This window comes from Pseudomonas sp. DWP2-2 (assembly GCF_049897065.1).
Lineage (GTDB): Bacteria > Pseudomonadota > Gammaproteobacteria > Pseudomonadales > Pseudomonadaceae > Aquipseudomonas > Aquipseudomonas paracarnis.
The window spans coordinates 150258-164603 of sequence record NZ_JAFCVN010000009.1 but is presented as its reverse complement, the minus strand read 5'-3'; the positions used below and the strand labels follow the sequence as shown (position 1 = coordinate 164603).

The window sequence follows — 14346 nt, the reverse complement described above, 5'->3', positions numbered from 1 at the left end:
GATTGGGTAACAAACGGAGCGGCTATTTGCGCAGTTGAGACGTTCAAGATTCAGATGCTCCCGTTCTTAATACTTAGGCTTGCCGAAGATACGGCTCACAATATTCACGACCAGCACGATCATCACCAACACCAACGAGGCCGCCCAGGCGAGCTCCAGCTGGTTGTCGAAGGGCATGCCGGAAAAGTTGTAGATCAACACTGCAAGGGAGGCCGTGGGGTTCATCACCGCCAAGTCGCCGTCGTGGTAGATCCAGTAGTTGCTGAACAGCGCGGTGAACAACAACGGCGCGGTTTCGCCTGCGGCACGTGCCACTGCAAGCATTACGCCGGTGAGGATCGCTGGCAGGCCGGTCGGCAAGATGATCTTCCAGATCACTTGGGAGCGGGTGCAGCCCATGCCATAGGCGGCGTCCTTCATGATCTTGGGCACCATGCGCATCGACTCTTCAGCCGTCAGCACCACGATGGGCAGCATCAGTACCGCCAGGGCCACGCCGCCGGCCGGTGCCGAGTAGGTGCCGGTGGTCATCACCACCAAGGCATAGGCAAACACGCCGGCCAGGATCGAAGGCAAGCCGGTGAGCATCTTGGCGGCAAAGCGTGCAGCGTTGGCCAATTTGCTGTCCGGCCCCAGTTCGGCCAGGAAGATCGCGGCCATGATGCCGACCGGCACCGCAATCGCCGCAGCGATACCGACCATCACAAAGGTGCCGGCCATGGCGTTGCCGAAACCGCCGCCTGTTTCGAAGCCGGTGGGCGGCAGTTCGGTGAACACCTCCAGGCTCAGGCGTGCGCCGCCACGGGTGATCAGCATGTAGAGCACGGAAATCAGCGGCACACTGGCCAGCAGCGCGCCAAACCATACCAATGTGGTCAACACCAGACTGCGCAAGGCGCGGCCTTCGAACTTGCGCTGCAGGCTCGGCACAGCGGTGATAGGGGATGTGAGATTCGTCATCATCGGTTACCCCGTTGGGCGTAGAGCATGATCATGGAACCGATGACATTCACCAGCAGCGTGATGAACATCAAGACGAGAGCGGCGTACATCAATACCTCCACCTCGTTGGGCCCGGCTTCGGGGAAGTTCAGCGCCAACAAGGCTGCCAAGGTATTGGCCGGCGCGAACAGCGAGAGGGAAATGTTGTTGGCGTTGCCCACCAGCATCGCCAGCGCCATGGTTTCGCCCAGCGCACGGCCGAGGCCGAGTACCAGGGAGCCGAAAATACCGGTGGCGGCGGATGGCACCATCACCTTGAGAATCGCCTCCCAATGGGTGGTGCCCATGCCGTAGGCGGCCTGCTTGGTCTTCATCGGCACGCTGGTGAGCGCGTCCTGGGATACGGCGGCAATCGTCGGCAGAATCATGATCGCCAACACCAGCGCCGCCGGCAGCAACCCCGGCCCGCTCAGGGACGTGCCGAAAAACGGTATCCAACCCAGTTCGCTGTTCAACCAGGTGGTCAGTGGCCGAATGGCCGGGATCACCACGTAGATGCCCCACAAGCCGTACACTACGCTGGGGATGGCCGCGAGCAGTTCAACGATGGTGCGAAACACAGCGGCCAGCTTGGCCGGCAGAAAATCCTGAGTCAGGAAAATCGCCATGCTGACACCGAAAAAGCCTGCAATCATCAGCGCGATGAAAGCGCTGTAGAGCGTGCCCCAAATGGCCGGCAAGATCCCGTACTTGCCCTGGTTAACATCCCAGACACTGCCAAAAAGCACATCGAACCCGTGCTTTTCCATGCCCGGCAAGGCCTTGCGTCCCACCTCGAATACCAAGGCTGCGACCAACGCCAGAATCAGTACCACCCCGATTCGCGCGAGCCCACGGAAGGTGCGATCGACCAGGAAGTCTTTGGCCGAGGGAGGTTGGCAGGCAGAATCCCGGTTAACCGGTACGACGAAAGGTTTGTTCATTGGCTAATTCCGGAACAGGGGGGAAACGCCCCCGGCGCGGCAAACAGCCCACACCGAGAGCGGCCTCACGGGTGTTACTGAATGTTGGCGGAGGCTTTGCGCACCTGCTCCACCACCGATGGCGGCAGCGGGATGTAGCCCATGGAGTCGGCGATTTTCTGCCCCTCGGTCAGGCTGTACTCAACCATTTCGCGCATGGCCTTGGCCTTGGCAGGGTTGCCGTTGTCCTTGCGGAAGATCATCCAGGTGTAAGAGGTGATCGGGTAAGACTTGGCACCGTCCGGGTCCGGCAACCAGGCCACCAGGCTTTCCGGCATCTTCACTGCGGCCAGGGCCTCGGCGCCGCTTTCGGCGTTCGGCACCACGTACTGGCCTGCCTTGTTCTGCAACTGAGCGAAGTCAACCTTGGCCAGTTTGGCGAAGCCGTACTCGATGTAGCCAATCGCGCCTGGGGTCTGGCGTACGGTGGCGGTCACGCCATCGTTCTTGGGCGACTTGATGAATTTGTCGCTGGCCGGCCAGTTGACAGTGTTGCCCTCCCCCAGCGCCGTTTTGAATTCAGGGTTGATGGTGGCCAGGTGCTTGGTAAATACCGCTGTGGTGCCGCTGGAATCTGCGCGTACCACCACGGTGATCGGCGTGTCGGTGAGCTTCAGGTCCGGGTTGGCGGCAACGATCTGTGGGTCGTTCCACTTGGTGATCTTGCCCAGGAAGATATTGGAGTAAACGTCGCGTGGCAGCTTGAGGCCCTTGGGATTGCCCGGCAGGTTATAGGCCAGCACGATTTCACCGGCGGTCATTGGCAGCAACTGCACGCCTTCGGCAACCTTGGCGATGTCTTCGTCTTTCATGGCCGAGTCACTGGCGGCGAAGTCGACGGTTTTATTCAGGAAGTCCTGCACACCTGCGCCGCTGCCCTTGGACTGGTAATCCACGGTGACGCCAGCGGTCTTCTTGCTGAAATCCTTGAACCAGGTCAGGTAGATCGGTGCAGGGAAGCTGGCGCCAGAGCCGGTGAGGCGTACGTTTTCGGCGGCGAAGGCCATGGAGGAGGCACACAGGGATACCGTAACGGCGAGTGCTGCGGACTTCATCAAGCTTTTCATTAAAAGGAACTCGTTGTGGTGACGGGCTCCCGAACTGTGAAGCAGGGTTGTTACATTTTTATGAAAATTGAATGGCGAGGGGGTGTTTTGTCCCGCTTTGCCGCCACAGCGCTGTATTTTTAGGGCATGGGTTAGTAACAAAATACGACTACAGTGTTGTCATACCTCTAGCGGTACTGATCTTGCTCCCGTGACGGTCGAAGCTGATCCCATTGAAGCTGCGCCATCCAACTGTGGGAGCTGGCTTGCCTGCGATGACGGTCTGACAGCCAACGCCTATTTACCTGACACACACCCCACCGTTGGATCGCGTGTGTGTCAGGTAAATAGGCGTCGGGCGCAATGCCGCCATCGCAGGCAAGCCAGCTCCCACATTTGGACCTAGGGGTGTCAGGGAAATAGGCGTTCTACCGCTCCCCCCACGGCTAGCGGCCGCCTTCCATCAGGCTTACTTGCCTTCAGTCAACGCGTTGTAGCTGGTGAACAGGTTGCGGTAGTCCGGAATGTGATTGGAGAACAACGTCCCCAAGCCCTCGATGTCGTTGCGCCAGTCGCGGTGCAGCTCACAGGCCAGGCCAAACCAGGTCATCAGTTGCGCGCCGTTGGCCGACATGCGGGCCCAGGCGGACTGTTGGGTCAGTTCGTTGAAAGTGCCGGAGGCGTCGGTGACCACAAACACTTCAAAGCCCTCGGCCAGGGCCGACAGCGCCGGGAACGCCACGCACACTTCGGTCACGACGCCGGCAATGATCAATTGCTTCTTGCCGGTGGCCTTGATGGCCTTGACGAAGTCTTCGTTGTCCCAGGCATTGATCTGGCCTGGGCGCGCAATGTACGGCGCATCCGGGAACAGTGCCTTGAGCTCGGGCACCAGCGGGCCATTGGGGCCGGTTTCGAAACTGGTGGTGAGGATGGTCGGCAACTTGAAGTACTTGGCCAGGTCAGCCAGGGCCAGCACGTTGTTCTTGAATTTGTCCGGGTCAATGTCGCGGACCAATGACAGTAAGCCGGCCTGATGGTCGACCAACAGCACAGCGGCGTTGTCTTTGTCCAAGCGAACGTAAGGTGTAGACATCGTGGTACTCCTGATAAAGAAGGTGACGCCCCGAGTGGGCGCCCCGTAAAGAACCCAGCGTGTTTACTAGCGCTGTGAGTCTAGTACTTCGTGGTTGTTTGCCACTTCCTGAGCCTTGACATAGCTCTCGATGAGAAGCTGGTAGTGCGGCATGGCCTGGGTATAGACGTTGGCCCACTCCTGGGCATCCGGGCGGTTCCAGGAGCCTTGCAGCTCCGACAGCGTGCCCATGATGTCGATCGGCACTACGCCGGCCTGGGCCAGGCGCGCAACGGTCAGGTCGGTGGCCAACCTGGAGTGGTTACCCGAGGCATCGACCACCGCGAACACCTTGTAGCCTTCATGCACCGCCGCAATGGACGGGAATGCCAGGCACACGCTGGTCAGGGTGCCGGCGATCACCAACGTCTTTTTGCCGGTGGCTTTGACTGCGGCATGGAACTGCGGGTTGTCCCACGCGTTGATTTCGCCACGGCGGGCCACGTACTGGGCGTGCGGCGCGGCTTCGTGGATTTCCGGGATCAACGGGCCGTTGGGGCCTTGCGGCACCGAGGCGGTGGTGATGACCGGTATTTTAAGCAGGGTCGCGGCCTTGGCCAGCGCGATGGCATTGGCGCGCAATTGAGGAACATCAATGTCCTTGACGATCTGGAACAGACCACTCTGGTGGTCAATCAGCAACATGGCGGTGTCAGCGGGGTCAATCGTCGGCTTTTGCCCATTGAAGTTTGCAGCGTTACCTGATGCAGTCATTTGCATTTCCTCTTGCTTGGCGATACCTCCCTGGCGTGTGCGCCGGAACTGCGCCCGGCCGTGCCTGTACTTCCTGTACAGATACGCTTGGGCAACGACCTGGACGTGTGTCAGCAGGCCCACCCCAAAAAAACAGTGGGACCACCTTAAGCATCGCGTTCAGGGTTAGGTAGTGGCTGAAACGGGCCGCTCCATCTCAAAAATGGAACAATGCAGCCGCACGGTGGCAAGGGCACTTGGACGTGGCGGTCGTTACAATGCGATCATCGGCTCCACCCCGTGGGTTTCAGGCACTTGCGCCAATCATGACCGTTCACTTATTTCCAGGCAGGTGCCTTCATGGACATCAAGCAGCTTAAATTCCTGATCGCGCTGGAGCAGACCCGCCATTTCGGTCAGGCCGCCGCGCGCTGCAACATCACCCAGCCCACCCTGTCGATGCGCCTGCGCAACCTGGAGGAAGAACTGGGCCTGGAGCTGGTAACCCGCGGCCAACGCTTCGAAGGTTTCACCCAGGCCGGCGAACGCGTATTGGCCTGGGCCAGGACCCTGCTCGCCGCACACGACGGCCTGTTCGCCGAAGCCGCTGCGTGTCGCGGCCAGTTGGTCGGTAACCTGCGCCTGGGCCTGGTGCCCCTGAGCGGCTTCAACCCGATCAGCTTTATCCAGGGCTTGTCCCACAGCTTCCCGGAACTCAAGTTCAGCCTCACCTCCATGAGTTCGGACAAAATCATCGAAGCCTTGGGCACCAACCAACTGGACCTGGGCGTGTGCTACCTGGACCACGTCAGCCCCAATTACCTGGAGTTTTTCGAGCTGGGCGAAACCCGCGTCGGCCTGCTGTACGACACCCGCCACTTCCACTTCGAAGGCACACAGATGAGCTGGGAAGAAGCCGCCGAACTGCCCCTTGGGATGATCAGCAATGGCATGCACTACCGAAAATCCATCGACTTGAGTTTCCGCAGCCGCGGTATCGATCCCCAGCCGATTCTGGAAAGCGACTCCACCTATCAACTGTTCCAGGCCATCCACGAAGGCTTCTGTTGCGCAATCATGCCGTTGGACAGCGGCCTGGAAAACCCCATCGAAAACCTGGCATTTATCCACCTGCCAGACGCCAGTGTCCTTGCGCCCCTGGGCATGGTGATGCGCAAGACCGAACCGCGCTCGGTCATCGCAGAGAAGTGTTTTGCCGAGGCCAGGCGGTTGTTTGCACCCAATACCCAGGCTTAGCCGGCCTGCGTTTGCAGCGCGCACAAAAAGGCGCTCCGTAGAGCGCCTTTTTACCGCCGATTGTTTTACTGCAAGCTGACCTGACGCAGCTCGGGTTTGGTCTCACCACCAATCATGATGCGTTTTGGCTTGGCCTCTTCAGGCACTTCACGCAGCAGGTCGATGTTGAGCAACCCGTTAGTCAGGGATGCGCCACGTACTTCGATATGGTCGGCCAAGCGGAACGACAACCGGAACGCACGTTGGGCAATGCCCTGGTGCAGGTAAGCGACCTTATCGTCGGTTTCGCGTTTTCCGCCGGAAACCGTCAATACACCCCTCTCGACCTGGATATCCAGATCCTCCTCGGTCAGGCCAGCCACGGCGATCACGATGCGGTACGCGTCGTCACCGTGCTTTTCCACGTTGTGAGGTGGATAGGAATTCGGAGCCTCGCTGCGCAGCGCCGACTCGAACAGGTCATTGAAGCGATCAAAGCCCACCGATTGACGGAACAGTGGGGCCAACGACAGGGTAGTAGCCATTTTAAAATCTCCTGAGTTTCTCCAAGTGATTTAGTACGCGACCCGGATTCGGCATCGCGTGATCAAAAATTTATGGACGCGCAAAAGGAATTCAAGAGGGCCGAAAAAATTTTCTTGTGCAAGGGGCTATCACCCAAGCCCAAGTGTTATGGCGTGTGCTCTAATCAAAATGCCAGGCGTGCTTTACCCCGTGAGCGCCTGAGACAGCCCTTGAGGTACAAAAAAATGAAAATGACATTCCCGGCCCTGGCATTGGGCATTCTGATCTCCCAAGGGGCCCTGGCCGCTGGAGATGGTACGGCGGCGCTGGGAGGCGGTGTCGGCGGTGTATTGGGCAACGTGGTGGGCCAGCAGCTTGGTGGCTCGACAGGTGCGGCCATCGGCGCCGGCGTGGGGGGCGCAGCCGGGAGTGCAGTGGGTGCGCAGAAGGGCAACAAGACCGAAGCGGCGATTGGCGGCGGTTTGGGCTCGGCAGGCGGTTCGCTGATTGGCAATCGCCTGGGCGGCACCACCGGTTCAACCATCGGCGCCGGCGTGGGTGGCGCAGCCGGTGGCGCGCTGGGTAACAACCTGGCGGATGACGAGAGCGGTCATCGTTCCGGTGGTGGCAAGCACAAAGGCAACAAACATAAGCACAAGAACAAGCACCACTGATCGCGTGGCACGGCGCTGTTAGCCACCAAACACTAACCTGTGGCGAGGGAGCTTGCTCCCGTTGGGGCGCGAAGCCGCCCCGCTCTTTTGTTCAAAGAGGCTGGGACTGCTACGCAGTCCAACGGGAGCAAGCTCCCTCGCCACAGTTACCGTTTCGTCGCCTTTACATCGGCGTGCTGCTCACCACCCGCAACGCCAACCCTTCATAAGCGTCCAGGGTAATCGTGAACGCGCCCTCCTCGGTCAAATCGCCTTCCACCCGCTCATTGATGATATCCACCACCGGCCCCGGTGCGATGTTGGGCAGGTGCAGGGTTTCGGTGATCGGCGTGGCGCCAAAGTTCAGCGCAGTGATTTGCGTGCCCTTACCCGCCGGTAGTTCGTGCACCATGATCAGCAAGCCTGGATGCTCGACGTCCGGCACCAGGATCTGGCGGCTGGCGGCGATGTCGTAGGCGCGGCGTACGGCGAGGATTTTTTGCAGTTGGGAGGCAAAGGACTCCGGGTCCTGCAGTTGGCTGTTCAGGCTGCCATACAGGCTTTTGGAGCGCGGCATTTGCCCAGCTGACAGTTCGGCGTCGGGGTTCAGGTCTACCAGATCATAGGCGCCACGGTGAATCCAGCGTGTGTCGCCATCGGCCATCAGGTGCGCCACGTCTTCGGCCGCCAACGGCAGCGCGCCCACCAGGTCCCAGCCGGACAAGGCAAACACCCCAGGTTGCATGGCGTTGTACATCACCAGCAGCAAATGGATCTGGCGAATCTGCTGGATATCCGCCGGGGTGATCGCCTCCAGGTCACGAATACCCAGGGCTGCGGTGATGATGCTGGCGGTGGTGCAGGACACGCCGTTGGTGACGAACTTGAGGTTGTACGGCGCATGCTCACCGGTCAGGCGTTCGTACATCTGTTCGCGGATATGCTCGCGCAGGATGTTGCCGGGGAAGGTCTGGCCCTGGAACAGGAAGCTGTCATGGGCGTGTAGCGTCCAGAAGTGCACCAGCTCCAGGGTCAGTTCATCGTGGTTCTGTAGCGCGTGAATCAGCGAGCCGGGGTCGATGCCGAGGCTGTGCATCTGGCGCAGCATCAGACGCAGGAACTCGGTGTCGCCCATCAGCAATGCATGCTGGTAGGCCGGCCGGGTGATGAAGTCATAAGACAGGTCAGCGCCGCCGTGGGACATGGACGCGATGTCGTCCACGGTGAGGTTGAGTTCCTGAAAACTGAACCCGCCCGCCTTGCGAATGGCGCCGCCGAGTAACTGATTGCCGGTGATCGACAGCGGATGGCTTTCGGACCAGGCCGTGCCATCGAGCTTGCGCTCCACGCCGAGAAAGCCATTGGCATCCAGGCGCAGGATTTTCGCGCCCATCACATCAATGGCGTGCAGCGCATCACCGATGATCATCTGCTGCGCAGCAAACGAAGGGTCGAGCCAGTTGAGCGACGGCTGGCCTTCCTTGAAGTAATGCAGGTACACCCAGCGCCGCGGCTTGCCATCTACGCCGAGCACCACCGGGGTGGCGCTCCAGTCGGTTTCTTTGACGCCGGGCTCGAAGAAAATCACCCGCTGCAATTGGCCGACGATGTAGTGCTCGTCGCGCAGTGCGTCTACCTGGGAGGGGCTGAGGTTTTGTGCATCGCGTCCGGCAGCCACGTCGGGCAGCAACGGCCAGTCTTCCTCGCGTATTTCGACCATGTGGTACAGGCCGGGATAGTCCTCATAGGCCATTTCTGCCAGGCGAAAGTCCGCGCCCTTGCCGGTGTGCGACGGGATCACATCGTCGATGATCACCGCATTGTGCGCGGCAGCCATGCGCGTCAAGGCCTGCAATTGTGCCTCGGTGCCCAGTTGCGGGTCGATGTCGAAGCTGATGCGGTCGAAATTGCCGTCGATGGTCGGGGTGTGCTCGGTGCCAGACAAACCACCGGACTTCTTCAGCGGGCCGTTGTGAATGCCCTGGATGCCGATCTTCGACAGGGTATGCCACAGGGTTTCGTCCCCCAACGCTTCCAGCACGGTGCCGCCTTCGCGGGTGACAATCGAGGCGGGGTAGGCCGTGAACCACACCGACGACAAGGCTGAAGCGTCACGCGGCCGGGTCTGTGCATAAGGCTGCTGCCACAGGCGGCCTTGCCCCGAATAGAGCTTGGCCCGCTGCCGCGCTGCGTGGAGCATGGAATGTTGCACCAGCCAGTTCACATGATCGTTGTTCGCCGCGGTCATAAGCTCGGTACCTGTCGTGGTGAAAAGGGTCGGTGTAAGCATATGAGGGGCGTGGGCGGCATTCGTTGCATCGCAATAGAACGCTTACCCTGTAGGAGCGAGCTTGCTCGCGAAAAACGTCAACGATAACGCGTGCTTCCTGAATGAACGCGGCGCCTGTGAGTTTTTCGCGAGCAAGCTCGCTCCTACAGAAGACATTCACCTGCGCTGCTGCCTTGCGTGGCTTGCCGGTACTGCCTAGGGGTGAACCCGGTTGAAGATTTGAACTGCCGGGTAAACGCGCTGTGATCGGTGTACCCGCATTGCAGCGCAACCTCGGTAATCGGCAGCTCGGTATGCAACAACCGCCGGGCATGTTCCAGCCGGACTTTCTGGATCATTTGCCGAGGCGTGAGGTGAAACACGCGCTTGCAGTAGCGCTCCAGTTGCGCCACGGAAATCCCGGCGATTCGGGTCAATTCCCCCAGGGTGACACGTCGGTTGAAATGGCTGCGGATGTGTTCGTCCACCGCCGCCAGACGCTGATAGGCCGGGTGGGTTTCGCTGGCAGACTGCAAGTCCACCGAAATTCCGGCCAGGCCAATGATCGCGCCGAGTTGGTTGTACAGCGGCCACTTGTGGGTCAGGCACCAGCCGGGTTCGCGGGTGCCGTAGAGGTGCAATTCGAGTTGATCTTCCAACACCAGGCCCTGCCTCAGCACACGACGGTCCTGTTCGGTATAGCCGGGGCCCAATTGTGCGGGAAACACTTCGGCGCTGGTCTTGCCCAGCAGCGGTTGCAGGTGCTTGAGGCCGCAGCGTTGCACCAGGGTGCGGTTGGCGAGCACGTAGCGAGCGTCGATGTCCTTGATGAAAATCGCGGCGTTGGGCAGTACATCAAGCATCGGCAGCAACTGCTCTACTCCGCTTAATAGCTGCTCGATGCTGTGGGGTCGGCTGCCTTGGAAAAGGCTCGCGAACGCGCTTTGCAACATGACTTTCTCAGCCCCTTTATTCGTCGACAGCCAGCAGATTGAGGCATGGGGCGAGCGCTGTCGAGCGCGGCAAATTGTGCTGAATTCGTCATCCATCCCTGCGAAAAACATCAATCGTCAGCCTGCCTGATGGGTTCAGGATAGCGCCACTGCATGCCTATCCAATAACTCACAAGAAGGCGCCGCTATGTCAGGCCAAGGCAAGTTCAAGAAACAGCTGTCACTGATGGACCTCACCTTTATCGGGTTGGGAGCCATCTTCGGATCGGGTTGGTTGTTCGCCGCCAGTCACGTGTCTGCCATCGCAGGCCCGGCGGGGATTTTTTCCTGGCTGCTGGGCGGTTTCGCCGTGCTGTTGCTGGGCATTGTCTACTGCGAACTGGGCGCCGCCCTACCCCGCGCTGGCGGCGTGGTGCGCTACCCGGTGTATTCCCATGGCCCGCTGCTGGGCTACCTGATGGGCTTTATCACGCTGATCGCGTTTTCCAGCCTGGTGGCAATTGAAGTGGTCGCCTCGCGTCAATATGCGGCAGCCTGGTTTCCAGAGCTGACCAAGGCCGGCTCCAGCGACCCCACCACCCTGGGCTGGCTGGTGCAATTTGCCTTGCTGTGCCTGTTCTTTGTGCTCAATTACCGCAGCGTGAAGACCTTTGCCATCGCCAATAACTTGGTGAGCGTATTCAAGTTCATCGTGCCGTTGCTGGTGATCGGCGTGCTGTTCACCTTCTTCAAGCCGGAGAACTTCCAGGTGCATGGCTTTGCACCGTTCGGCTTGTCGGGCATCGAGATGGCCGTGTCGGCAGGCGGGGTGATCTTTGCCTACCTGGGCCTGACGCCGATCATTTCGGTGGCCAGCGAAGTGAAAAACCCACAGCGCACCATCCCCATCGCCTTGATCCTCTCGGTATTGTTGTCTACGGCCATCTATGTGCTGCTGCAAACCGCGTTCCTCGGCGGCGTGCCTACCGAAATGCTCGCCAATGGCTGGGCCGGCATCAGCAAGGAACTGGCCCTGCCCTATCGCGATATCGCCCTGGCGCTGGGCGTGGGCTGGCTGGCCTACCTGGTGGTGGCCGATGCAGTGATCTCCCCCAGCGGCTGCGGCAACATCTACATGAACGCCACCCCGCGCGTGGTGTATGGATGGGCGCAGACCGGCACCTTTTTCAAGATCTTCACGCGCATCGATGAGAAGTCCGGCATCCCGCGCCCGGCGCTGTGGCTGACCTTTGGCCTGTCGGTGTTCTGGACCTTGCCGTTCCCGTCCTGGGAAGCGCTGATTAACGTGGTGTCTGCCGCCCTGATCCTCAGTTATGCCGTGGCCCCGGTGACAGTCGCCGCCCTGCGCCGCAATGCACCCGACATGGCGCGCCCGTTTCGGGTCAAGGGCATGGCGGTGCTGGGCCCGCTGTCATTCATCATCGCTGCGTTGATCGTCTACTGGTCGGGCTGGAGCACGGTGTCGTGGCTATTGGGCCTGCAAATCCTGATGTTTGTGGTGTACCTGCTGTGCGCGCGCTGGGTGCCGACCGCGCACCTGAACCTCAAGCAACAAGTACGCTCCTCGGCCTGGCTGATCGGCTTCTACGCCGTGACCATCCTGCTCTCCAAACTCGGCAGCTTTGGCGGTATCGGGGTGATCAGCCACCCGTTTGACACCCTGGTGGTGGCGGCCTGCGCCCTGGGCATTTACTACTGGGGCGCCGCCACCGGTGTACCCGCCCACTGGGTACGCCTGGAGCAGGAAGAGGACGAAAGCGAAGCCGTCAGCGACGCGCACTACAGCGCCCCACTATCCCCGACTACCCACTGATGGAGCGCCTTATGAAACGGCTGCATGTGATTGACTCACACACCGGCGGTGAACCTACACGCTTGGTCATGAGCGGCTTTCCCGAACTGGTCGGTGCCTCGATCGCCGAGCAACTGGAGCACCTGCGCACCCACCACGATCAATGGCGCCGCGCCTGCCTGCTGGAGCCACGGGGCAACGATGTACTGGTAGGCGCGCTGTACTGTGCGCCAGTCACGCCGGGGGCGACCTGCGGGGTGATTTTCTTCAACAACGCCGGCTACCTCGGCATGTGCGGCCATGGCACCATCGGCCTGGTTGCCTCGCTGCACCACCTGGGGCTGATCCAACCGGGCGTGCACAGCCTTGACACGCCGGTCGGCCCGGTCGCGGCCACCTTGCACGAGGACGGCAGCGTGACCCTGCGCAATGTGCCCGCTTACCGCTACCGCAAGCAGGTGCCGGTTGAAGTGCCTGGGCATGGCGTGGTGCTGGGCGACATCGCCTGGGGCGGCAACTGGTTCTTCCTGGTGTCGGACCACGGCCATGAGTTGCAGATGGACAACGTGGAGGCCCTGACCGACTACACCTGGGCCATGCTCAACGCCCTCGAAGCCCAAGGCATCCGTGGCGCAGACGGTGCGCTGATCGACCATATCGAACTGTTCGCCGACGACGCCCACGCCGACAGCCGCAACTTCGTGATGTGCCCCGGCAAAGCCTATGACCGCTCCCCCTGCGGCACCGGCACCAGCGCCAAGCTCGCCTGCCTGGCCGCCGACGCAAAACTGGCCGCAGGAGAACCCTGGGTACAAGCCAGCATCACCGGCAGCCAGTTCCTGGGCCGCTATGAATGGGACGGCGAACGCGTACGCCCATTCATCACCGGCCGCGCCTACATGACCGCCGACAGCACTTTGCTGATCGACGAACAAGACCCGTTTGCCTGGGGCATCTGAGCCCATTATTCATTCAACTGAAACCGGAGTTAGCACCATGAGCGACAACATCTTCACCGGCTGCATGCCCGCCCTGATGACCCCTTGCACCGCCGAGCGCCAACCGGACTTCGACGCACTGGTGGCCAAGGGCCGCGAGCTGATCGACATCGGCATGAGTGCCGTGGTGTATTGCGGTTCCATGGGCGACTGGCCGCTGCTCACCGAGGCCCAGCGCCAGGAAGGCGTGGCGCGCCTGGTGGCTGCGGGTGTGCCGACCATCGTCGGTACGGGGGCGGTGAACAGCCGTGAAGCCGTATCCCACGCAGCCCATGCCGCCAACGTCGGCGCCCATGGTTTGATGGTGATTCCCCGCGTGCTGTCCCGAGGGGCTTCGGTCACTGCGCAAAAGGCCCACTTTGCAGCAATCCTCAACGCCGCCCCCAACCTGCCGGCGGTGATCTACAACAGCCCCTACTATGGTTTCGCCACCCGCGCCGACCTGTTCTTCGAACTGCGCCGCGAACACCCGAACCTGATCGGCTTCAAGGAGTTCGGCGGCGCAGCCGACCTGCGCTACGCCGCCGAAAACATCACCTCCCAGGATGATGATGTGACCCTGATGGTCGGCGTCGACACCCAGGTGGTACACGGCTTCGTCAACTGCAACGCCACCGGCGCTATCACCGGCATCGGCAATGCACTGCCGCGCGAGGTGCTGCAACTGGTGGCCCTGAGCAAAAAGGCCGCCAAGGGCGATGCCAAGGCGCGTCGCCAGGCCCGCGAACTGGAAGCTGCACTGGCGGTGTTGTCATCGTTCGACGAGGGCTGCGACCTGGTGCTGTATTACAAGCATTTGATGGTGCTCAACGGCAACCAGGGTTACGCCCTGCACTTCAACGAAACCGACGAGCTCAGCGCTGCCCAGCGCCGGTATGCCGAGCAGCAGTACGCGCTGTTCCGCCAGTGGTATGCCAACTGGTCGGCCGAACAGAACGTCGTTTGATTTTGTGTAGGAGCGAGCTTGCTGTGGCGAGGGAGCTTGCTCCCGCTGACTGCGCAGCAGTCTCCGGCTTTTATTGGGGGCGCTTCGCACCCCAGCGCAAGCAAGCTTGCTCGCCACAAAAGCTCGCACCTACAAC

General features: G+C 60.9%; 13 protein-coding genes. 5 read left to right on the top strand and 8 right to left on the bottom strand.

Annotated elements, in window-relative coordinates; all coding sequences use genetic code 11:
• Positions 1-66: 66 nt before the first annotated feature.
• The 5 genes from pstA to ACP7CZ_RS19840 all read right to left on the bottom strand — a co-directional run bounded on the left by pstA (position 67) and on the right by ACP7CZ_RS19840 (position 4859).
• Entirely contained in the window at positions 67-960 is an 894-nt protein-coding gene (gene pstA / locus ACP7CZ_RS19860; RefSeq protein ID WP_014718563.1) for a phosphate ABC transporter permease PstA, read from the bottom strand.
• On the bottom strand, positions 960-1925 hold the full coding sequence (gene pstC, locus ACP7CZ_RS19855) for a phosphate ABC transporter permease subunit PstC (protein WP_127881570.1): 966 nt from the start codon (positions 1923-1925) through the stop codon (positions 960-962). The genes pstA and pstC overlap by 1 nt, the downstream gene beginning before the upstream one ends.
• 74 nt (positions 1926-1999) lie before the next feature.
• Positions 2000-3031 carry a phosphate ABC transporter substrate-binding protein PstS gene (gene pstS / locus ACP7CZ_RS19850; protein ID WP_089041766.1) on the bottom strand — a complete coding sequence of 344 codons (1032 nt, stop codon included), beginning with the start codon at positions 3029-3031 and terminating at the stop codon, positions 2000-2002.
• Between the two features lie 448 nt (positions 3032-3479).
• Positions 3480-4106 carry an isochorismate family cysteine hydrolase YcaC gene (ycaC, locus tag ACP7CZ_RS19845; protein ID WP_003191542.1) on the bottom strand — a complete coding sequence of 209 codons (627 nt, stop codon included), beginning with the start codon at positions 4104-4106 and terminating at the stop codon, positions 3480-3482.
• Positions 4107-4172: 66 nt separating this feature from the next.
• A complete protein-coding gene (locus tag ACP7CZ_RS19840) occupies positions 4173-4859 on the bottom strand; it encodes an isochorismatase family protein (RefSeq protein WP_057975819.1) in 687 nt (228 codons plus the stop codon).
• Positions 4860-5198: 339 nt separating this feature from the next.
• Between ACP7CZ_RS19840 and ACP7CZ_RS19835 the strand changes: the two genes are divergently transcribed.
• Positions 5199-6095 (top strand): LysR family transcriptional regulator, encoded by an 897-nt coding sequence (locus ACP7CZ_RS19835; RefSeq protein ID WP_294204310.1) that lies wholly within the window; start codon positions 5199-5201, stop codon positions 6093-6095.
• Between the two features lie 65 nt (positions 6096-6160).
• On the opposite strand, the gene ACP7CZ_RS19830 is transcribed toward ACP7CZ_RS19835, so the two are convergent.
• Positions 6161-6619, bottom strand: coding sequence for an Hsp20 family protein (locus tag ACP7CZ_RS19830; protein WP_014718573.1), 459 nt, complete (start codon positions 6617-6619; stop codon positions 6161-6163).
• A 225-nt stretch (positions 6620-6844) separates the two neighbouring features.
• Between ACP7CZ_RS19830 and ACP7CZ_RS19825 the strand changes: the two genes are divergently transcribed.
• Entirely contained in the window at positions 6845-7273 is a 429-nt protein-coding gene (locus ACP7CZ_RS19825) for a glycine zipper domain-containing protein (protein WP_034127523.1), read from the top strand.
• A 163-nt stretch (positions 7274-7436) separates the two neighbouring features.
• Here the strand turns inward: ACP7CZ_RS19825 and treS are convergent, their stop codons facing one another.
• The gene (gene treS, locus ACP7CZ_RS19820; RefSeq protein ID WP_294204307.1) at positions 7437-9500 is read right to left on the bottom strand and encodes a maltose alpha-D-glucosyltransferase; all 2064 of its coding nucleotides are present in this window, start codon (positions 9498-9500) and stop codon (positions 7437-7439) included.
• 185 nt (positions 9501-9685) lie between these two features.
• Entirely contained in the window at positions 9686-10474 is a 789-nt protein-coding gene (locus ACP7CZ_RS19815; RefSeq protein ID WP_181124276.1) for an AraC family transcriptional regulator, read from the bottom strand.
• Positions 10475-10661: 187 nt separating this feature from the next.
• Between ACP7CZ_RS19815 and ACP7CZ_RS19810 the strand changes: the two genes are divergently transcribed.
• The 3 genes from ACP7CZ_RS19810 to ACP7CZ_RS19800 are packed head-to-tail and all read left to right on the top strand — an operon-like array spanning position 10662 to position 14210.
• Positions 10662-12287 carry an APC family permease gene (locus tag ACP7CZ_RS19810; protein ID WP_198791313.1) on the top strand — a complete coding sequence of 542 codons (1626 nt, stop codon included), beginning with the start codon at positions 10662-10664 and terminating at the stop codon, positions 12285-12287.
• Between the two features lie 11 nt (positions 12288-12298).
• The gene (locus ACP7CZ_RS19805) at positions 12299-13225 is read left to right on the top strand and encodes a 4-hydroxyproline epimerase (protein ID WP_054898122.1); all 927 of its coding nucleotides are present in this window, start codon (positions 12299-12301) and stop codon (positions 13223-13225) included.
• A 37-nt stretch (positions 13226-13262) separates the two neighbouring features.
• Positions 13263-14210: a dihydrodipicolinate synthase family protein gene (locus ACP7CZ_RS19800; RefSeq protein WP_072446546.1), complete on the top strand. Its 948-nt coding sequence runs from the start codon at positions 13263-13265 to the stop codon at positions 14208-14210.
• Positions 14211-14346 lie beyond the last annotated feature (136 nt).